Here is a 19,060-nt window from a genome sequence, read left to right as displayed (position 1 = left end):
TTCCGGTGCCGGCCGCGGCTGAGGTGAATCCGGGTGTTTTTCCGGTTCCATTACCTGGCTCTGCGGTTTCATTACCCTGACCCGAAGCAGTCCCCCTACCTGGAAGACGAGGAGGTCGGTGTCGATGGTCCTCGCTCTGACTGTGTGCGGAACCGTGGTCGCGCTCGTGGTGGTGGGTCTGTTCCTGTTCGGCCTGCGCCGCAGACTCATCCAGCGGTCCGGCGGCACCTTCGACTGTTCGCTGCGCTGGGACGTGACCGAGCAGGGTGACCAGGCGAGTGTGAACGGCAAGGGGTGGAGCTACGGCGTCGCCCGCTACAACGGCGACCGCATCGAGTGGTTCCGGGTCTTCTCCTACGCCCTGCGCCCGCGCCGGGTGCTGGAGCGCTCGCGGATCGAGGTGGCCGGCCGCCGGCCGCCCGAGGGCGAGGAGGAACTGGCGCTGCTGTCCGACGCGGTGATCCTCGCCTGTGTCCACCAGGGCACCCGCCTCGAACTCGCCATGAGCGAAGACGCGCTGACCGGATTTCTCGCGTGGCTGGAAGCAGCCCCGCCCGGTCAGCGAGTGAATGTGGCGTAGCCACATTCACTCGCTGGGTGGGGGTCCCCGGACGAAGTCTGGGGGAGCGTCAACGTCGCTCAGGGGCCAGGCCCCCCGAACTCACCTACGACAGGCCGTTGCTGAGGGCCGTCACGAGTTCACCGTTGCTGGTGTCCCCGGTGAAGTCCCAGAAGAACGCGCCGCCCAGGCCCTGGTTCCTGGCCCAGCTCATCTTGCCGGCGATGGTCGACGGGGTGTCGTACGACCACCAGTTGCTGCCGCAGTGGGCGTACGCGGTGCCCGCGACGGTGCCGGTGACCGGGCAGGAGCCCTTGAGCACCTTGTAGTCCTCGATGCCCGCCTCGTAGGTGCCCGGAGCGGCTCCGGTGGCGGTGCCGCCGGGGGCGTCCTGGGTGACACCGGTCCAGCCGCGGCCGTAGAAGCCGATGCCGATGAGCAGCTTGCTCGCCGGGACGCCGACCGCCTTGAACTTGGCCATCGCGTCGGCGGTGGTGAAGCCCGCCTTCGGGATGCCGCTGTACGAGGTGAGCGGGGAGTGCGGGGCCGTCGGACCCTGGGCGTCGAAGGCGCCGAAGAAGTCGTACGTCATCACGTTGTACCAGTTGAGGTACTGCGACGCGCCCGCGTAGTCGGCGGCCTCGATCTTGCCGCCGTTGGAGCCGTCCGCGGTGACGGCGGCCGTGACCAGGTAGTTGGCGCCGAACTTGGCGCGCAGCGCGGCGGCCACGTTCTTGATGGCGGCCGAGCCGCTGGTGTCGCAGGACAGACCGCAGGCGTTGGGGTACTCCCAGTCGATGTCGATGCCGTCGAAGACATCGGCCCAGCGGGGGTCCTCCACGAGGTCGTAGCAGGACTGGGCGAACGCGGCCGGGTTCTTCGCCGCGTCGGCGAAGCCGCCGGACCAGGTCCAGCCGCCGAAGGACCACAGCACCTTGATGTTCGGGTACTTGGCCTTCAGCTGGCGCAGCTGGTTGAAGTTGCCGCGCAGCGGCTGGTCCCAGGTGTCGGCGGCGCCGCTGACCGACTGGTCGGCGGTGAACGCCTTGTCGTAGTCGGCGTAGGGGTCGCCGATCGCGCACTTGCCGCCGGTGACGTTGCCGAAGGCGTAGTTGATGTGCGTGATCTTGGACGCGGAGCCGGACGTCACGATGTTCTTGACGTTGTAGTTCCGGCCGTAGATGCCCCACTCGGTGAAGTAGCCGAGCTTGACCTTGTCGCCGGTGGTGGGCGGCGGGTTGGTGCCGCCGCCGGTGGTGCGCACGGCGGTGGAGCCGCTCGCCGGACCGGTCTGGTCGGCGGTGTCCCGGGCGCGCACGCTGTAGGAGTAGTCGGTACCGGCGCTCAGGCCGGTGTCCGTGTACGAGGTGGTGGTGACGGTGGCGACCTTCGCGCCGTCGCGCAGCACGTCGTAGTTCTTGACTCCCTTGTCGTCGGTGGCGGCCGACCAGCTCAGCTTGACCGAGGTGTCGGTCACGGCGGAGGCGGTGGGCTTGCCGGGGGCGGAGGGGGCCGCGTCACCTGGGACCGTGGTGCCGTCACAACTGTCGCCGTTCAGACGGCAGTTGCTGGGCGACCCGGTGCCCGCGCCGTTGAAGGCGAAGGAGACGGAGGAGCCGGGGGCGACCGAGCCGTTGTACGGCTTGTTCTTGGCCGTCCAGTGGGTGCCGGAGGAGGTGACGTCGGCGTCCCAGGCGGAGGAGACGGAGGTGCCCGAGGGGAAGTCCCACTCGATCGTCCAGGAGCTGATGGCGGTGGTGCCGGTGTTCTTGACGGTCCACTTGCCTTCGAAACCGCTGCCCCAGTCCTGGGACTTCACATAGGTGGCGGTGACGTCGCCGGCGGCCTGGGCCGGGGCGGCGAGGCCGACGAGTCCGGCCAGGGGGAGCAGCAGGGTCACGGCACCCGCCGCGACTCTGTGTCTGAAGCGCATGTGCGCCTCCCTCGATGTCGGGGGGATTTCACGAGGCATGGGGGGCGCGACTGAGCCTTCACGCCCATGCTGCCGCGAGAATAGGAAAGGTCTGGACCAGCGGTCAATAGGTCTGGACCATTTGTTCCGCAATTCGACTTAACCTCAACTGCTCGGCCGCTGTTGAGACTTGACAGTCCCCGAGGAGGACGTGCGAGTGACTCGGCAAGCCCCGGAACGGTCCTGGTGGTAGACGACGACGCGGCGATCCGCTGCTCCCTGGTGCGCGGCCTGAGGCTGAACGGCTTCCGCGTGCGCATCGCCGCCGACGGCACCGGCGCGCTCGCCGCCATCGGACAGGAACAGCCGGACGTACTGGTGCTGGACGTGTCGATGCCCGGCCTCAGCGGCATCCAGGTGTGCACCCGGCTGCGCGCGGAGGGCCGCGAACTGCCCGTGCTGATGCTGTCCGCGCTGGACGAGACCGCCGACCGGATCGCCGGGCTCCAGAGGTGCTGCGCGAGGCCGGGATCGAGATCGACCTCGGCGCCCGCACCGCCCTGCGCGAGGTCCGCGTGCTCGACCTGACCCGACGGGAGTTCCAGCTGCTGGAGGTGCTGATGCGCAACGCCGGGCTCGTCCTCACCCGCGACCAGCTCCTGGGGCGCGTCTGGGGCTACGACTTCGAGGTGCGCACCGACGCCGTCGACACCTTCGTCTGCTATCTGCGCCGGAAACTGGAGGCAGGCGGCGCCCCCGGCTGGTCCACACCGTGCGCGGGGTCGGCTTCGTGTTCCGGAGCGCCTCATGAGGCTCTCCACCCGGGTCGGCCTCGCAGTCGGCTGCACCGTCCCGCTGCTGGTGCTGGCCTCCGGCTGGCTGCTGACCCAGCTGGTCGCACGCGACCTGCACCGGGCCGGCGACCAGCAGCTGAGGCAGCGCGCGGACGCCGTCGCCCCGGACGCCCGCGCAAGAAGGACGGTGGCAAGTGAGGCACGCCCCCCGGTGCGCGGCGGCCGCCGTCACCCTCGCCGCCCTCGCCGCCCTCGCCACGGCCTGCGGCCACGACGACGCCGCCACCCCGTCCAGCACCCCTTCGGGCTACGCGGACATGAAGCAGAAGGTGGCCGCGGCCGAACCAGCCGCCGCCGCAGCCGACCGCGACGCCACGAGCGACGCGGACCGATAGGGGAGGGGGCGCCTGGACAGAGGCGCCCCTACACCCCCAACTCCTGGGCCAGCACTGCCGCTTGCACCCGGCTGCGCAGCCCCAGCTTGGCCAGCAGCCGGCTCACGTGGGTCTTCACCGTGCCCTCCGCCATGGTCAGCCGCTCCCCGATCTCCGCGTTGGACAGCCCCTCGCCGACACAGGTCAGCACCTCCCGTTCACGCGGGGTCAGCCCGTCCAGCACGCTCCGGTCGGCGGTCCGGGCCGGCTGCCCGGCGAACTCGGCGATCAGCCGCCGCGTCACCGCCGGCGCCACCACACCCTCCCCGCGCGCCACGGTCCTCACCGCCGCCACCAGTTCCCGCGCCTCGGCGTCCTTCAGCAGGAACCCGGCCGCTCCGGCCCGCAGTGCCCCGAAGACGTACTCGTCCAGGTCGAAGGTGGTCAGCACCAGCACGTCCGCCAGCCCCTCGGCCACGATCAGCCGGGTCGCGGACACCCCGTCCAGCAACGGCAGCTGTACGTCCATCAGCACCACGTCCGGCCGCAGCGCCCGCGCCAGCTCCACCGCGCGTTCGCCGTCCGCCGCCTCCCCGGCCACGTCGATGCCCGGGGCGCTGCCCAGGATGAGCACCAGACCGGCCCGCACGGCCGACTGGTCCTCGGCGACCAGGACTCGGATCACGGGGACTCTCCCTCGGCGAGCGGAAGCGCGGTGCGCACGGTCCAGCGGGCGCCCTCGGGACCGGCCGCGAACTCCCCGCCCAGCAGCGCCACGCGCTCCCGCATCCCGGCGAGCCCGGCGCCCGAACCGGGGGCGCGCGGGGTGTCACCGGGCCGGTAGGGGCTGGTCACCCGGACGTCGAGCACGCCGGCCCGCCGGCGCAGCCGGACCTCGACAGGGCCCTCGCCCGCGTGCTTGAGGGCATTGGTGAGCGACTCCTGCACGATCCGGTACGCGGCGAGGCCGACCGGCGCGGGCACCCTGCCCTGACCGGCGTCGAGGCGGACGTCCAGCCCGTTGGCGCGAGCGCCCTCCACCAGCGTGGCCAGTCCGTCCAGCGTGGGGATCGCGGAGGGCTCCCGGTCGGCCGAGCCGGCCCGCAGCACGCCGATCAGCCGCCGCATCTCGGCCAGCCCCTCGACGCTGTTCTCCCGGATCACCGCCAGCGCGTCCTTGGAGGTCTCCGGGTCGTCCAGGGAGAGCGCGGCCGTGGAATGGATGGCGATGGCGGAGAGATGACCCGCGACCAGGTCGTGCAGCTCCCGCGCCATCCGGGCCCGCTCGGCCGTCACCGCCTGGGTGCGGTCCACCTCCGCCAGCAGCGCGGTCTGCTCGGCCCGCAGCCGGGCGGCCTCGGCCGCGTCCCGGTGGTCGCGCACCACCCAGCCGGTGGCCGCCGGGGCGAACGCGACCACGCCGACGGCCACCCCGGCCAGCAGCCACCGGGGATCACGCCCCACGGCGGCGGGCACCACCCCGCCGAGCACCGTCAGCATCCCGGTGACCCAGGGCACCCGGCGGGCGGTGGCGGAACCGCCGTACAGGACGGCCGCGTACACCAGGTCGGTGTACAGCACGAGGGTGACGATGCCGCCGACGGTCACCGTGTCCAGCGCCAGCGCGGCGGTCCCGATCACCAGACCGGCGCGCGGACGGGTGCGGCGCAGCAGCGCGCACGCGGCGGTCACCGCGAGCGGGATCAGCGGGGCCCAGGACACCCGCCACAGCACCTGGGCTCCCGTGGGCACGCGCGGCTGTGTCCCCAGCGCCCACAGCAGGACCCCGCCCAGCAGCCCGCCGACGGCGATGCGCACGTCGTCGCGGTGAGGGCGCGGTAACGCGAGGGTCATGCCCCTATCCAACACGGCCTCCGGCGCCCGCGCCCCGAGGAAGGCGGACCCGGGGTCCCTCTTTCGTTTACGCCGGTCTCGTCACCGCCGACGACGCCGGGTGGCCCCGCGACCGGGAGGCTGGAAGGAGCGCTTCGAGCGCCGAGGAAGAGGAGCGAGCTGTGATCGTCGCACTGATCATCGCCTGTGAGGTGGCGTTCTGGGTGCTGCTGGCGGCCGGACTGGGCTTCCGGTACGGCCTGCGGATGCCGCGCACCGGGCTCGCCCTGCTGCTGTGCGAACCGCTGCTGGAGCTGGTGCTGTTCACGGTCACCGCGATCGACCTCAGGCACGGCGCCGAGCCCGACTGGCGCCACGGCCTCGCCGCCGTCTACATCGGTTTCACGGCCGGCCTCGGCCACTCCACCGTCACCTGGGCCGACGCCTGGATCGCCCACCGCTTCGCGGGCGGCCCGCCACCGGTCAAGCCCCCGAAGTACGGGCGGGCCCGCGCCGTCCATGAATGGAAGGTCGCGGGCCGCTGGGTCCTGGCCGCCGTGGTCGCCGCCGCCCTGCTCCAGGCAGCCGTCTGGTACGTCGGCGACGCCGGACGCACCGGCCCGCTGCGGGACTGGCAACTGCGGATGGGGTGGCTGATCGGGATCAACCTGGTGATCGCCGCGAGCTACACCCTGTTCCCCAAGAGGGAGCCGGCCCCCCGTACCCCGTCCTAACGCTCACCGCCCGGTACCCACAGCACGTCGCCGGTCTCCTTGTTGGCCGTGCGGGCCAGGATGAAGAGGAGGTCGGAGAGGCGGTTGAGGTAGGTCGCGGTGAGGGGGTTCATCGTGTCGCCGTGGGCCTCCAGCGCGGCCCAGGTGGAGCGTTCGGCCCGGCGCACCACCGTGCACGCCTGGTGCAGCAGGGCCGCGCCGGGGGTACCGCCGGGCAGGATGAACGAGCGCAGCTTCTCCAGCCGCTCGTTGAACCGGTCGCAGTCCGCCTCCAGCCGGTCCACGTAGAACTGCTCGACCCTGAGCGGCGGGTACTCCGGGTTCTCGACCACCGGGGTGGACAGGTCGGCGCCCACGTCGAACAGGTCGTTCTGCACCCGGGTGAGGACCGTGACGACCTCCTCGTCCAGGCCGCCCAGCGCGACGGCGGTACCGAGCACCGCGTTCGCCTCGTTGGCGTCCGCGTACGCGGAGATCCGCAGGTCGGTCTTGGTGGTGCGGCTCATGTCGCCGAGGGCGGTGGTGCCCTGGTCGCCGGTCCTGGTGTAGATACGCGTCAGATTGACCATAGGGCCAGCGTAGTTGCCCCAAAGGCCGCGAAGCGGTGTGGATTTGACGCCCCGGAGCGACCTGACCGGAACGTGACGGGTGTCTCACGCCCTGAGACCGTGACACGCGTTACTTACGGTCCTCAAGGCGTCGCCCGAGCGCTAATGTCCGCCGGGAGGAACCATGAACAGCGTGTAAGGGGAGTCGGAGTGGCAGGGAAGCTCGCCGTCATCGGGGCCGGTCTCATGGGGTCCGGCATCGCCCAGGTCGCCGCTCAGGCCGGCTGGGACGTGGTCCTGCGCGATGTCACCGACGAGGCGCTGAAGCGCGGCACCGACGGCATCCGGGCCTCGTACGACAAGTTCGTGGCCAAGGGCAGGCTGGACGCCGCCGACGCCGAGGCCGCCCTCGCCCGGATCACCCCGACCACCGACCTGGACGAGGCCGCCGACGCCGGCCTCGTGATCGAGGCCGTCTTCGAGAAGCTGGAGGTCAAGCACGAGATCTTCCGCGCGCTCGACAAGATCGTGCGCCCGGACGCCGTGCTCGCCTCCAACACCTCCGCCATCCCGATCACCAAGATCGCGGCCGCGACCGAGCACCCCGAGCGCGTGGTCGGCGTGCACTTCTTCTCGCCGGTGCCGATGATGCAACTCGTCGAGCTGGTCCGGGGCTACAAGACCAGCGACGAAACCCTCGCCACCGCGCGGGAGTTCGCCGAGTCGGTGGGCAAGACCTGCATCGTCGTCAACCGCGACGTCGCCGGCTTCGTCACCACCCGCCTGATCTCCGCCCTCGTGGTCGAGGCCACCAAGCTCTACGAGTCGGGCGTGGCCACCGCCGAGGACATCGACCTCGCCTGCAAGCTGGGCTTCGGGCACGCGATGGGCCCGCTGGCCACCGCCGACCTGACCGGGGTCGACATCCTGCTGCACGCCGCCGGCAACATCTACACCGAGAGCCAGGACGAGAAGTTCGCCCCGCCCGAGCTGATGCGCCGGATGGTGGACGCCGGTGACATCGGCCGCAAGAGCGGGCAGGGCTTCTACACGTACTGACCGCGTCCGGGGCGCCCGCCGATCCCGTACACGTCCGCACCACCGCCCCGGGGGGATCACCCCCGAGGGTGAATTCGGTATCGGTTCGCTTACAACCAGCAACCGGACCGGCACTGACACAGTCAGACGTTGCACAGCACCGTCAGGAAAGAACGCCACTCGCACTCAACGGGGAGCGCATATGCACATCAGGGGCGACCACGCCGAGCTGGTCGTCGGGGGGCGCCTCGACGTCCGCAGCGCGGCGGACGCCCGTACGGCCCTGCACGCGGCGCTCGACGCCGGGATCGGCGACCTGGTCCTCGACCTGTCCGAACTGGACTCCTGGGACGCCACCGGACTCGGGGTCATTATGGGCGCCCACCGGCGCGCGGGCCGCTGCGGCCGCCGCCTGGTGCTGCGCCGGGTGCCGGCGCAGTTGCAGCGGCTGCTGGTGGCCACCCGGCTGCACCGCATTCTCGCCATCGAGGGCGCAGTGGGCGTGGAGTCGCTGCCCCGCGTGTGAGAGCCGGGTACCGGGGCAGGCTCCAAGTCGTCCTGAACGGCGCGTCGCGCACATTCCTGCCCGGATGGTGATCTCCCGGATCTCTCGGGCTGTCCGGCACCCCGCTCTGTCGGGCACATGGCCCGACGGTTTAGGGTTCGGTCGCCCGCCGCCTCGTGATTTCCGCGAGCGGGCCCGGACCAGAAGCGACAGCGCGATGTGCGGCAGGCCGGGAGGGGCCGAGATCGGCACACGACGCTTTTGGGGGCTTTGAACCCATGGACCCGATACTTCCGGGAACCGAGGACCACGGTCAGGCACCGAGCCGCCGTCCGCCCCGGGACCCCCTCACCGCCGACTTCGCTCCGAGCGGCCCCGTGCCCGCCCGCACCACCCGGCTCGTCTGCGGCGACTTCCTGCTGACCGTCAACCCGGTGGACGGCGGCGAGATCGAATCCCTCCCGCCGCACCAGCGGCCCGACAGCCCCGCCAAGCGCACCCCGGCCGGCCGCGCCGAGTACGAGCGGGCCGCCCTGCCGCCCGCCCCGCCCGGACTCCAGCTGCCCGAGCCCGAGCTGCTGGAGCGTCAGGAGATACGCGAGCGGCTGGTCCGGCTGCTCAGCAACGGCCGTACCGCCCGCCTCACCGGTCCCGGTGGCTCCGGCCGCACCGCTCTGCTCGACCTCGTCGCGGCGGACTGCGCCGACCTCGCCCCGGACGGCGTGGTCCGGCTCGACGGCCTCCACCGCACCCCCGACGACCTGCTGCACGACCTCTTCCACACCGTCCACGACGCCCCCCGCCACCGCCTCCAGCCGGACGAACTGCGCGCAGCGGTGCGGGAGATCGGCGCCGTCGTCGTCGTGGACGACCTGGAGTTCGGCGGCGCCGCCCTCACCGGACTGCTGGAAGCCGCACCCGACTGCGCGTTCCTCTTCGCCGCCACCCCGGACACCCCCGCCCCCGCCGCCGGTGACATCGAGGACGTCGGCCTCCCCGGACTGGACCGCGCGGCCGGCGTGGAGATCCTGGAGCGCTCGGTGGGCCGCGACCTCACCGAGGAGGAGGCCGTCTGGGCCGGGGACCTCTGGTTCGAGTCCGAGGGCCTGCCGCTGCGCTTCGTCCAGGCCGGCGCCCTGCTCCGCCAGCGCGAGCAACTGCGCGCCAGCGGCGGCGTCGTGGACGAGTACGGCGTCTTCGAGGACGTACGCGCCCCCGCCGACGCCATGCTCGGCCTGCCGCTGGAGGACGAGGAGGCCGAGGAGGTGCCGCTGCCCTCCCTCGCGGAGGCCGCAGCGCCCGCCCCGCTGCTCGCCTCCCGGCTCAGCGGCTCCGCCCGCGCCGCCCTGCGTATCGCGGTCGCCCTGGACGGCGAGCTGCCGCACCCGGCGCATCTGCCCGCCCTGATCGGCGACACCCACGCGGACGCCGCGCTCGGCGAACTCCTCGGCTGCGGGCTGGTCTCCCCGGCCGGCCCCCGCTACCGCCTCGCGGCCGGGGTCCGCGCCCAGCTGGAGGCCGCCGGCTACGACAAGGACGCCGCCGCCCACGCCCTCACCGCCGCCCGGCACTACGCCTGGTGGGCCGCCCACGCCTCCGTCACCCCCGAGCGGGTGTGCGCGGAGGCCGACGCGGTGCTGGCCGCCCTGGAGACCGTCGTCCCCGGCACCGAACCGGCCGCCGAGGGCGAGGACGAGCAGTCGTGCGCCGTCCGGCTCGCCCACGCGGCCTCGGCCGCCTTCGCCGCCGGACTGCGCTGGACGGCGTGGGAGCAGGCGCTGCACGCCGGGTCCGAGGCCGCCCGGCTGGCCCAGGACAGCGCAGAACGCGCCTACTTCCACCATGAGTTGGGCATCCTCGCGCTGATCAACGGTGAACTGGACCGGGCGCGCTCCGAACTGGAGGCGTCGCACGGGCTGCGGACCGCGCTCTCGGACAAGCGGGGCACCGTCGCGGGGCGCCGCGCCCTCGCCCTGGTCGCCGACCGCAGCGGCGACCTGCCGGGCCTGGCCGCGCTGACGGCCGAGGAGCCCCCGGCGTCCCGGACCGCGCCGCTCGCCCTGGCCCCGGCCGCGTTCACCCCCTCGCACGGCTACGCGAACGAGACCGTCGTCACCTCGCGGTCCGGGGCACCGGGGGAGCGGGGCGGGGTGCGGGCCATGGCCCGGCGCAACCTGGTGGCCGCCGGGTCCGGCGCGCTGCTGGTCGCCGTGCTCGGCACCGTCGTCACCCTCGGCATGACTTCCGACGAGGGCGCCGGGCGCAACCCGGCGAGCACGGTCGGCTCCAACCCGACCGCGCCGCAGGACCTGGACGACGGCACGCTGGGCGCCGTCCCCGGGAAGGACGAACCGGCCCCGGCCGGCGCGACGGCCGGCCGTCCCGCCGTCCCCAGCCCGGACAGGAGTGCCGCCACCTCGGAGGGTCCCGCGCCGTCCCCGAGCGCCACGGCACCGGCCGCCCACCCGACGGGCACGGACGGCACAGGGGGCGGCACCACCCCCAGGCCGCCCCAGGGCGGCTCCACGGGTCCGTCGGGGAAGCCGACCACGAGCGAGGAGCCCCCCAGCGCGTCCCCGACCGGTTCGGGCGGGCCCACGACGTCGGAAGGGCCGAGCGAGTCCGGGACGCCCTCCGGCGACTCCTCGTCGTCCCCGGCGACCTCGACCTCGGCCAGCGGCCCCACGGAGGCCGCCACCGCGTCCGCCTACAGTGGGACGACGGAGTCCGCGAGCGCCGAGCCGCCGGTGATGTGAGGGTCCGGCGGGCCGGGGCTCAGAACAGGCGGAGCTTGTCGTCCTCGATGCCGCGCATGGCGTTGTAGTCGAGGACCTGGCAGCCGATGCCCCGGTCCGTGGCCAGCACCCGGGCCTGCGGCTTGATCTCCTGCGCAGCGAACACCCCGCGGACCGGGGCGAGGTGGGGATCGCGGTTGAGCAGCTCCAGATAGCGGGTGAGCTGCTCCACGCCGTCCGTACGCGGAACGGCACCCGTGGCGGCAAGCTGCCGTGTCCGGGATCGTGGAAGCCCGGCAACATGCGGCGCGCCGACCGGCCAGCAGATCAGGGCGACCAATTCGGAGCCGGCCAGTTGCATTGGAAAGAGCGTCGGCACCGCCCGCGCCTGTACCCGCTGAACGGCGCGGCCACTCGTCACGAGCCGCTGCTTGAGCCGGTTGTCGCTTGTGCCGACCGCGCGGAGGCTGGCACGGACGCGGGCAAGGAGGTGTTCGCCGCGCTGCTTGCCCATTGCCTTCACGGCGACACGCAGCACGCCGAGAAAGTTGGGCTCGCTGAGCTTCGCCCGCACGTCGTTGATCCGGTCACGGTCGGGCCTGGGCGCGAACCGTGAACCGGGCAAGACCAGCTCGCTCGTGGCCTTCGGTGGTCGCTGCCGAAGTGCCGGTGACGCGACCCACTGAAGCAGCAGTGCTTCACCCCGGCCGAGGCCCGTAAGCGACGCGAGCAGGCTTGCGCTCATGGCGTCGGGGTTCACGGTGCCGAGCGTTCGCCGTGGGTTCGTCTGTCCCAGCTCGACCGCGGCCGTCCATTGGTGCGCGCGGTCATCCGCGCCCGCCGGCGTGGCCGTAGAACCGGGCACCAACGCGCGCAGCTGGCCGGTCAGGAAGTCGGCCGTTTCATCCGGCACGACGAGCCGGTACGAGATACCCGCCTCTGTCGCCTCGACCTCGAAGGTCATGGACGTGACGTCCAACAGCCGCCGCGGCCCGGTCGTAAGCGTGCCGGAGCAAGCGCGCAGCCACGTTGCGACGTGGTCGGCGCGCAGCTCCGACGGGAAGTTGAGGCGGTAGGTTTGCGTCATTTTGTCACCACCTCGTCATGCGGTGGTAGAAAAATCCCAGCACGAGCAGCACCGCCAGGCCGCTCACGAGGTAAGCAAGGATCGGCTCAACGGCCAGCCAGAGCACGCGGATCGTCAGCGCGGCCAGCAGCAGGAGCAGCAACAAGTTCCGGGCCTTCGCCACGGGGCAGCCTTTCGGGATGATGCCGCCGACCTACGAGGCGTGGCCGGCGGCGGGTTGGTCAGGTAGATCTACGACGCGGCCCCCTGCCGCGTGAAGCTGTCCGGCCGGGGTGGCCGTGGCCGAGAGAAGGTCTCGGCTGTCTTCCCCGGTGGACGTGCGGAGGGGGCCGGTCGGGATCAGCGGCGGTGACGGCGTGCGTACTCGTTGTCGAGGTCGTCCATGACTTCGCTGAGAATGTCGGCGTCGTAGTCGAACCGCCGCACGTAGGTTTCAATCTGCCGCTTGCGCTCGCTGCGCCGGATGCCTTCGCCGAAGCGCCGGTTGAACCACCACAGCAGCCAGATCACGCCGCCGAAGAAGACCAGGAAGTAGACGCCGCCAAGGGCGGCGCTCTGGTCTTCGGTCATTGCCTGGAACATGTGAATCACCTCCATCTCATTTGTTCGCGCCGAATCTCAGCACGGGACCGGTTCGGGTTGACGGTGTCGGGATTTTGGGCGACTCGCCGTAGCTCCCGCTCGACGCGCCGCTTCCGCCGCCGCATGACGAGCCGCTGTTCAAAGGCGCTGCGCTTCTTCGCGGAGCTGAGCCGGGTGTCGATTGCCGCGAACACGAAGAGCGCGGCGTATATACCGAGCGCGACGAGGATTCCGAGAAGCCACCTGCTCACTCAGAACCCGCGCCCGAACTCCCGGATGTCGCGCGCGGTGGTGCGGGCGAATTCCTGAGCCATGGGGACCAGCAGGCTCGCGATGTAGGCGTCACCGTTCGCCAGTTCGCGGGCGAGGTTGCCGACGTCGGTCACGTCGGCCATGCCCTCCTCCGCCAGTCGGCGGCGGACCATTCCCCGGACCTCCGCCAGCCTGCCCGAGTTGGCAAGCTGCATGAGGTCGAGTTCGCCGCGCTGCTGGGTCCTCCGCGCGGCGCGGGACGGACGGCAGGCCACGGACCCGCGTCCGCTGCCGTCGTACCTGTCGAGTTCGCTCAACTTGACGTTCCTGTTCTTCCGTTGGTCAGCGCGCTGGGTGATCGCGCATGTCAACGGTCGGCCAGCGACCCCTCTGCGGTACATGTCGCTGACGTGCAGGTTCAAGCTGCATGTGGGCTGCGAACGGCCGCATGGGACACTCAGCGGCAGTGGCGTGCAGTGACAGAGGGACTACGGAGTGAATGACAAGGTCAGGCTGATCGCAGCCTTCAGGGAGATGCGCACTGACGATGGGGTCACCCTGGACAAGCTCAACAAGCGTCGCTGGATGTTCGAGCTCCTGTTGGTGAGCACAGCCGAGCAAGCCAGAGTGAAGCTCGATGAGTTGATCGGAGTTCTTGGTGATGGTCTGGTTGCACGTTCAGTCCGCGTCGCGCTCGCCATCGGTGAGGGTCTGGAAGCACATGTAGGCGTTGTTGAACGTCGCAGACAGGCGACAGCGACCCCAGCGGGAGGAGGAAGGGCCTACATCGAGCGGTCTCCCCGCACTCTCTCGGACTACGAAGACAAGATCGGTTTTCCCGCTCTGGCCGACCTGATCTTGGATCGTCGGGCCGAAGCTTTGGTCGACCCCTTCACTGACGCCGTCTCTCAAGCCGTCGAGGACGACGACCAGGACGAGCCCGCGGCGGCGGAAGAAGCGCCCCTTCAACCTCACCGCCGGCGCCTCCAGAAGATGCGTCTGGCCTACCTCGCGTTGGCGTTCGTTGCAGCCGTGGCTACCACTGTGACGCCGTTCGTTCTCGAAGGCCGGTCCGGCCAAGCAGCCTCGCTGCCGCATGTCGAAGGGCTGTTGCCTCCGCCCAGGGTCGCGCCCGTGAATGGCAGCTCGGCCTCAAGGGAGGGGATCGACAACACCGCCGGGTGGGGGCCGGGCCGCAAGACGTACTCGGTCAACAGCCCACCCCCGTACGCGGTGTTCAACTCGATCACCGATCAGTCCACCTACGGCGACGAGCGCCAGTTCTTGCAGTGCCGGGACAAGGACCGGGACGACTGGTCCATGAAGATCGCGGCCGAGGACGATCACGTCTACATCTGCTGGGCCTGGTTCGCCAACGACGTGGCGCCCAACTTCGACCAAGGCAACCCGGCCGCCCAGCTCCAAAATGTCCGCATCCGGATCAGCACCCCGAAGAACCAGCCGGTCTACAACCCGCACATCTCCGCGTACCTGATGGCCGACAACGCCGCGACGATCTGGGCTTCGTGCAACTTCGTCGCCGAGAAGCCGGTTCACCTGTACTACGTGCCTCGCTCCACCTTCTTGATCACCAAGGCCATCCAGGACGCCGGTCTTGACCGGGGACGTCTTCCGATGAAGGAGACGGCGAACGAGGACGGCGGGATCACCGAGGGAATCACGACGGATAACGGCGCGCTGCTTGGCGCGAGGACGCAAGACGGCATCGTGCGGCAGGCGAACGGGTGGGTCCAATTTGCTATCAGAGTGCGATTCGAGCATTAGGCCCAACTATTGACCAAATGATCTTGATATGTTATAAAAAGTATAGAAATTGTCATTATCGGCAATAGCTCCTCGCCTCTCATCTTCGGCTGTGGCACCCCGCTTGATTGATTCAACCGGCGGCGTGCCCCATCCGAATCGAGAAAGAGGCACAGAACCATGTCGGTCCCCATTCGTCCCGACGAGAAGCCCGAGCGAGAATATGGTGGGCGTCTTCGGAAGCTCAGCTTCGAGCCCGGAACCCTCGCCGTACACCAGAAGCCCCGCTTCACCATCGAGGAGCTCAAGGCGGCACTGTTCAGCGCGACGTACAGCAACCCGAAGACGGTCACCGTCAAACTGCCGCAGGGCGGCACCGTACAGGTCGCCATCACCAGGGCGGAACCGCGCTATGAGGTTGACAAGACCGGGGAGCATCCCTCAGACAGTCCGGTCATCTTCCACGAGTATCCGGACTGGTACCTCGAAGGCTGGGTCGTGGACGGCACTGCTACCCCGAGCGCCCAGGGGCTCCGCGTCCGTATGATCGCCTACTCGTGCGGGGAGTCCCCGGAGCTGGACGACATGTACGCGCAAGTCATTCCAACCTACGAGTGTTCGGAAGGTGACGTCTTCGCCGTAAGCGTCTCGGACGACTGAACGCACCGACAACCCACCTCGCACCCCAGCGAAGAACGCCACCGCGTCCGCTGCCGGTCGCGGGGTGTTCTTCGTTTCTGGGCTCGTTGGCTCGGGTCGCGGTCACCAACTACCCCTGGTCGGCCTGCGGTTAGTCGAAGCGTTCACGATGACCGCAGAGCAGCTTTGCGCTCGATCACCTAACGACGAAGGACTTGCGGTTCTTGAGAAGAGCGTCATCGTTGTTGAACAAGAAGAAGAAATCGCCAAAGTCTGGAATCGCGTAACCTGCACACTGTGCTGAAAACTCTCGGTGGCGAAGCACCTCAATGACATACCTCGCCAGTGCCGTGCAGAGGAAGGTGCCCTCCTTCGCTACAGTTTTCCAACGACCTGGAACCAGCGAGCTACCGGATGAAGAGACGGAGTCTTACCTGACAGGACGTCGAGGTTGTAGTAACGGGTGGTCTTGGCGAACTCAGCAAGAAACGCCACCGCGTCGTCAATGATGTTGGGGTGCGGCAATTGCCAACGAAATTCACCCTGATCGAGCTTCGCTCGGATCTCGCGTACGGCGTTAAGCATTTTACTCAAGTCGTGACCGTAGGAATCCTTGAGCTGCTTGTCGCTCAGGAACTTCCCGTCCGTCACAAGTGAGTCGAGCAGGATGGTCAACTTCATGACACGTTCCAGCCCGATCGTGTAGTTGAAGAAACCCCCATAGTACCTCTCCGTCTGCTGGTAATTAGCCTTTCTCAAAGTGGTGAGTCCGACGCACAAGGCTTGGGCCGCGAGTCCAGCCTCATGTAGAATCGGCTGGAAGATCGGTGAGTCCCACGGACTTGTCGCCAACTCGTCGATTGCCATGATTTACGCCTCTCGCGCGAAAAATTCCTATCATGGTCAACGGTAGTGACCGGGTTCGAGAGGGGCCACTCAATTTTTCGATTCTACGGGAGGACGAAGGCCACGCTGTACTTCGCACGTGTCACGGCCACGTAGAACTTCGCCTGCTCCTTGAGCTGGTTGAAGTCGCGGGTGCGGTAGTAGGATATCATGGGCTTCGTCGGGAAGATGAGCACACGGTCGTAGGTACTACCCTTCGAAGCGCCCATGTTCATCGCTTCGAGGTTTCCTGTTCTTGTCCCGCGGTCCCAACGCAGCACGACGGGTGAGTACTTGCGCACGTACTCGCCTACCTCCGATCTCTTGATCGGAAAGATGCCATCGTGCCCCGTGATTTCGGTGTTCTTCGAGATCGTGCGAGGAAGCTTCGGGTACAGGTCATCCGCAAAGTCACAGATCGCTTGGTTACACCGGTAGCTTTCGGTACGGCTCTCGATGGTGCACAGCTTGGGGCGCTCGCTGAACCAGTCGACGATGCCGCTCCCCCTGTACCGCTTGTATCTCGGGGAAGTGTTCGTCCAGTAGGTCGCCTGTCGGGGGTCGCCCACCACCGTAAGGGAGATAGGCGACTTCATCACGGACTCAAGCAGGTCGAGATCGTAGCCCGCCATGTCCTGGATCTCATCGACGTAGATGTGGTCGAACATCTCCGCGAGCCGGTTCACGACCATGCCGCCGCTTCGCCGATTCGCCTCATGAGCGAGGGCGGCGACCTGGTTGCGGTACACCGCGCTGGCGGGGTCGAGGTAGTAGTTCTTGGGCTCGTCCTTGCGTGCATACCGGATGCCAGGCTCTGAGAAGTTGAGCCCTTTGATGACGCCGGTCTCGCCCAGAACGTAGCTTTGGTAGGGCCGTGCGCACTGGTTCATCAGGAGCGTGAACCACCCCATGACCGTGACGTGACTCGGAAGAATCCCTGTGCCATTGCTGAGCCTGTTCACGATCTGGCTCAGGTTCTCGTTGGTATAGGTCGTCACCAAGGTGCGCTTCGTCGGATCGCCGAGAACGCAGTCAATGATGTGCTGGGTCTTGTGCGAGCCGGCCGCTGCAATGATGACTCGGTTGTTATGCGACTGCATTGACGGCACCCTTGATGTACTCCGGCATGGTGATGGTCTCGGTGCTCTCGAAGATGGCCAGCGCGCAGGTGGTCTTGTTCTTCTTCATGTAGTCGAGCAGGCCGTCGTCTGTCGTGAAGTTCTGCCCGAGAACCGCGTTCAGCGCAGTACGGCCGTTCGCCTTGAAAAGCTGCGGCTCCAGCGTCTTGAAGTTGGCATCCTCGCCCACGTGCACCGAAATGTTAGGAGAGGAAGCGTAGGCGTTGTAGTTCCGCTTGACGTCGGTCGCATCTTTGCCGTCGTTGTCTGTGACGACTGCAACGCGGTTTTCCGGCAGCAGTGACGCGATATCAAGGAAGCGCTTAAAGGAGAGTCCGCGGACGTTGATGACGTCGATGCCATCTTCGGCAGGCACCCTGCCACCGTGTGCGTCCATGTAGGCCCGTTGGACGATCAGTTCATCCGACGGCCCCTCAACGAGGATCGACCGCTTCGCCAGAACCAGGCGCAGGGTGTCGTACCCTGACAGCTTTTTGAAGTAAATCTGTGTGCTCGCCGGAAGTCGGTCGAGGTGGAACCCCTCGGCCGAGGACAGCAGGACGAGCTTTGCAAGGCCCAGCTTGTTCAGGACGTACGAGCTGTGCGTGGCAATGAAGACCTGCTTATCCTTGCACTTGTCGCTGATCTTCCGCACCAGCTTCCCCAGGTTCGGGAACGACAGGTGGTTTTCCGGCTCCTCGACGAGGATGGTGTGAGCCATCTCTCCGTCTTGGCTCAAGGCGAGCAAAATCTTTAGTGCGCTCTGCTCACCCTTGCCGACGAATTGGAAAGGAAGGTCGTCAAGGTGCGGGACGATGCCGGTTTCCCAATTTGCCTTCTGTGATACGTCGATATTCAGCGTCAGTGCGCGGTCGCTCATACCGCTCGGATTACTTCGCAGCGATTCATTGATTTTTACGATCGACTCGTCTTCCGCGAACGTCTCTCGCAGGTTGCGGTACGCGCGAGTCAGCTTTACCCGGTCGTCGGGATCGAGCTTTGAATTGAGGATCTGCTTCATGTGGTAGTCAACGCCACTTTGGAGATGGATGTTCGCGGCGTCAATGAGCGAAGACGAAGCAGGGATACTGTTGCGAGTCACCCCATTGCCAGAGAAGGCGAGCCACTCAACGCGGTAATACTCGGTCGGAACCAGCCGCACATGATCCGGCTCTTTTACGAACTCCTTGTATTCCATATCATAGTCAGGGTTAAGCGCGACGCGGATGCGCACTCCGGGGTCATCAACCCTTTGGAGGTTATTCGTTCCTTTGAGGGCAGCCGTTTCAGGAATCGAGTCGAGGAAGAGCTCAATGATGATTTCTGGAGGCGGGACTGCGCGCCCCTCTTTGAGGGCAGCAATCCACTCGCCTACCGTGTCCTGGTGGAAAATGTACGGCGATAGGTCTTGGTATAGAGGGCGCCCATGCAGCTTGCCCGTGAGAGCAAGGCCAATCGCTTCAAGAATCGTCGACTTACCGGCGTCGTTGTCACCAACCAAGATGTTCATCTTGGGGTCAAAGTCAAGCTTAAAGTTGCGGAACGTGCGGTAGTTCTGGATGACGATCTTTGAAAGCATATGCCCCCCATTTTAAGTCTTTCGTCATCCGGAGGCGAGCATAAGCGTAATGGCGGAATTATTCCGTCCCTTGCGCCCCCACCGCCCACCTGCGAACAAGTGTCAAGGAGCGTAGCAGGCGA

18 protein-coding genes and 2 pseudogenes are annotated in these 19,060 nt (G+C 68.0%); 9 read left to right on the top strand and 11 right to left on the bottom strand.

What is annotated here, in order from left to right; genetic code table 11:
* Positions 1-124: 124 nt before the first annotated feature.
* On the top strand, positions 125-580 hold the full coding sequence (locus ACFWN1_RS15060; RefSeq protein WP_384361595.1) for a DUF2550 domain-containing protein: 456 nt from the start codon (positions 125-127) through the stop codon (positions 578-580).
* Between the two features lie 85 nt (positions 581-665).
* Here ACFWN1_RS15060 and ACFWN1_RS15055 read toward each other — a convergent pair whose 3' ends face one another.
* Complete coding sequence (locus tag ACFWN1_RS15055) at positions 666-2,492, bottom strand: glycosyl hydrolase family 18 protein (protein ID WP_384361593.1); 1,827 nt, start codon at positions 2,490-2,492, stop codon at positions 666-668.
* Between the two features lie 162 nt (positions 2,493-2,654).
* Between ACFWN1_RS15055 and ACFWN1_RS15050 the strand changes: the two are divergent.
* Together ACFWN1_RS15050 and ACFWN1_RS15045 are read left to right on the top strand one after the other, a co-directional pair.
* Positions 2,655-3,282: pseudogene (locus ACFWN1_RS15050) on the top strand (response regulator transcription factor).
* Positions 3,283-3,459: 177 nt separating this feature from the next.
* The gene (locus ACFWN1_RS15045; RefSeq protein WP_384361590.1) at positions 3,460-3,660 is read left to right on the top strand and encodes a hypothetical protein; all 201 of its coding nucleotides are present in this window, start codon (positions 3,460-3,462) and stop codon (positions 3,658-3,660) included.
* 28 nt (positions 3,661-3,688) lie between these two features.
* On the opposite strand, the gene ACFWN1_RS15040 is transcribed toward ACFWN1_RS15045, so the two are convergent.
* Together ACFWN1_RS15040 and ACFWN1_RS15035 are read right to left on the bottom strand one after the other, a co-directional pair.
* Positions 3,689-4,324 (bottom strand): response regulator, encoded by a 636-nt coding sequence (locus tag ACFWN1_RS15040; RefSeq protein ID WP_384361587.1) that lies wholly within the window; start codon positions 4,322-4,324, stop codon positions 3,689-3,691.
* Entirely contained in the window at positions 4,321-5,493 is a 1,173-nt protein-coding gene (locus ACFWN1_RS15035) for a sensor histidine kinase (protein ID WP_384361585.1), read from the bottom strand. The genes ACFWN1_RS15040 and ACFWN1_RS15035 overlap by 4 nt, the downstream gene beginning before the upstream one ends.
* A 161-nt stretch (positions 5,494-5,654) precedes the next feature.
* Between ACFWN1_RS15035 and ACFWN1_RS15030 the strand changes: the two genes are divergently transcribed.
* Entirely contained in the window at positions 5,655-6,206 is a 552-nt protein-coding gene (locus ACFWN1_RS15030; RefSeq protein WP_384361582.1) for a hypothetical protein, read from the top strand.
* Here the strand turns inward: ACFWN1_RS15030 and ACFWN1_RS15025 are convergent.
* Positions 6,203-6,775 carry a cob(I)yrinic acid a,c-diamide adenosyltransferase gene (locus ACFWN1_RS15025; protein WP_384361580.1) on the bottom strand — a complete coding sequence of 191 codons (573 nt, stop codon included), beginning with the start codon at positions 6,773-6,775 and terminating at the stop codon, positions 6,203-6,205. The two genes, ACFWN1_RS15030 and ACFWN1_RS15025, sit on opposite strands and share 4 nt — an antisense overlap.
* A gap of 189 nt (positions 6,776-6,964) precedes the next feature.
* On the opposite strand from ACFWN1_RS15025, the gene ACFWN1_RS15020 reads away from it, so the two are divergent.
* The 3 genes from ACFWN1_RS15020 (at position 6,965) to ACFWN1_RS15010 (ending at position 11,053) form a co-directional block, all read left to right on the top strand.
* Positions 6,965-7,813 (top strand): 3-hydroxyacyl-CoA dehydrogenase family protein, encoded by an 849-nt coding sequence (locus ACFWN1_RS15020; protein WP_384361577.1) that lies wholly within the window; start codon positions 6,965-6,967, stop codon positions 7,811-7,813.
* Positions 7,814-7,994: 181 nt separating this feature from the next.
* On the top strand, positions 7,995-8,318 hold the full coding sequence (locus ACFWN1_RS15015) for an STAS domain-containing protein (RefSeq protein ID WP_384361574.1): 324 nt from the start codon (positions 7,995-7,997) through the stop codon (positions 8,316-8,318).
* A gap of 257 nt (positions 8,319-8,575) precedes the next feature.
* Positions 8,576-11,053 carry an ATP-binding protein gene (locus tag ACFWN1_RS15010; RefSeq protein WP_384361572.1) on the top strand — a complete coding sequence of 826 codons (2,478 nt, stop codon included), beginning with the start codon at positions 8,576-8,578 and terminating at the stop codon, positions 11,051-11,053.
* 19 nt (positions 11,054-11,072) lie between these two features.
* On the opposite strand, the pseudogene ACFWN1_RS15005 reads toward ACFWN1_RS15010, so the two are convergent.
* The 4 genes and pseudogenes from ACFWN1_RS15005 to ACFWN1_RS14990 all read right to left on the bottom strand — a co-directional run.
* A pseudogene (locus ACFWN1_RS15005) lies at positions 11,073-11,270 on the bottom strand (endonuclease NucS domain-containing protein); the annotation flags it as partial.
* 853 nt (positions 11,271-12,123) lie between these two features.
* Positions 12,124-12,282, bottom strand: coding sequence for a hypothetical protein (locus ACFWN1_RS15000; RefSeq protein WP_384361569.1), 159 nt, complete (start codon positions 12,280-12,282; stop codon positions 12,124-12,126).
* A gap of 176 nt (positions 12,283-12,458) precedes the next feature.
* Positions 12,459-12,701, bottom strand: a complete 243-nt coding sequence (locus tag ACFWN1_RS14995) for a hypothetical protein (RefSeq protein ID WP_384361567.1) — start codon at positions 12,699-12,701, stop codon at positions 12,459-12,461.
* Between the two features lie 251 nt (positions 12,702-12,952).
* Positions 12,953-13,270 (bottom strand): hypothetical protein, encoded by a 318-nt coding sequence (locus tag ACFWN1_RS14990; RefSeq protein WP_384361564.1) that lies wholly within the window; start codon positions 13,268-13,270, stop codon positions 12,953-12,955.
* Positions 13,271-13,448: 178 nt separating this feature from the next.
* On the opposite strand from ACFWN1_RS14990, the gene ACFWN1_RS14985 reads away from it, so the two are divergent.
* Together ACFWN1_RS14985 and ACFWN1_RS14980 are read left to right on the top strand one after the other, a co-directional pair.
* On the top strand, positions 13,449-14,738 hold the full coding sequence (locus tag ACFWN1_RS14985) for a hypothetical protein (RefSeq protein WP_384361561.1): 1,290 nt from the start codon (positions 13,449-13,451) through the stop codon (positions 14,736-14,738).
* Between the two features lie 159 nt (positions 14,739-14,897).
* Positions 14,898-15,377, top strand: coding sequence for a hypothetical protein (locus ACFWN1_RS14980; RefSeq protein ID WP_384361558.1), 480 nt, complete (start codon positions 14,898-14,900; stop codon positions 15,375-15,377).
* Between the two features lie 354 nt (positions 15,378-15,731).
* On the opposite strand, the gene ACFWN1_RS14975 is transcribed toward ACFWN1_RS14980, so the two are convergent.
* The 3 genes from ACFWN1_RS14975 to ACFWN1_RS14965 all read right to left on the bottom strand — a co-directional run bounded on the left by ACFWN1_RS14975 (position 15,732) and on the right by ACFWN1_RS14965 (position 18,938).
* Positions 15,732-16,223 carry a hypothetical protein gene (locus ACFWN1_RS14975; protein WP_384361556.1) on the bottom strand — a complete coding sequence of 164 codons (492 nt, stop codon included), beginning with the start codon at positions 16,221-16,223 and terminating at the stop codon, positions 15,732-15,734.
* Between the two features lie 83 nt (positions 16,224-16,306).
* Positions 16,307-17,341 (bottom strand): UvrD-helicase domain-containing protein, encoded by a 1,035-nt coding sequence (locus tag ACFWN1_RS14970; RefSeq protein WP_384361553.1) that lies wholly within the window; start codon positions 17,339-17,341, stop codon positions 16,307-16,309.
* Positions 17,328-18,938 (bottom strand): ATP-dependent endonuclease, encoded by a 1,611-nt coding sequence (locus tag ACFWN1_RS14965; protein WP_384361550.1) that lies wholly within the window; start codon positions 18,936-18,938, stop codon positions 17,328-17,330. The genes ACFWN1_RS14970 and ACFWN1_RS14965 overlap by 14 nt, the downstream gene beginning before the upstream one ends.
* Positions 18,939-19,060 lie beyond the last annotated feature (122 nt).

The sequence above is a fragment of the Streptomyces sp. NPDC058459 genome (assembly GCF_042721685.1).
Classification (GTDB): Bacteria; Actinomycetota; Actinomycetes; order Streptomycetales; family Streptomycetaceae; genus Streptomyces.
Note: the sequence above shows the minus strand (reverse complement) of the source record. Positions and strands in the feature narration are given on the sequence as shown.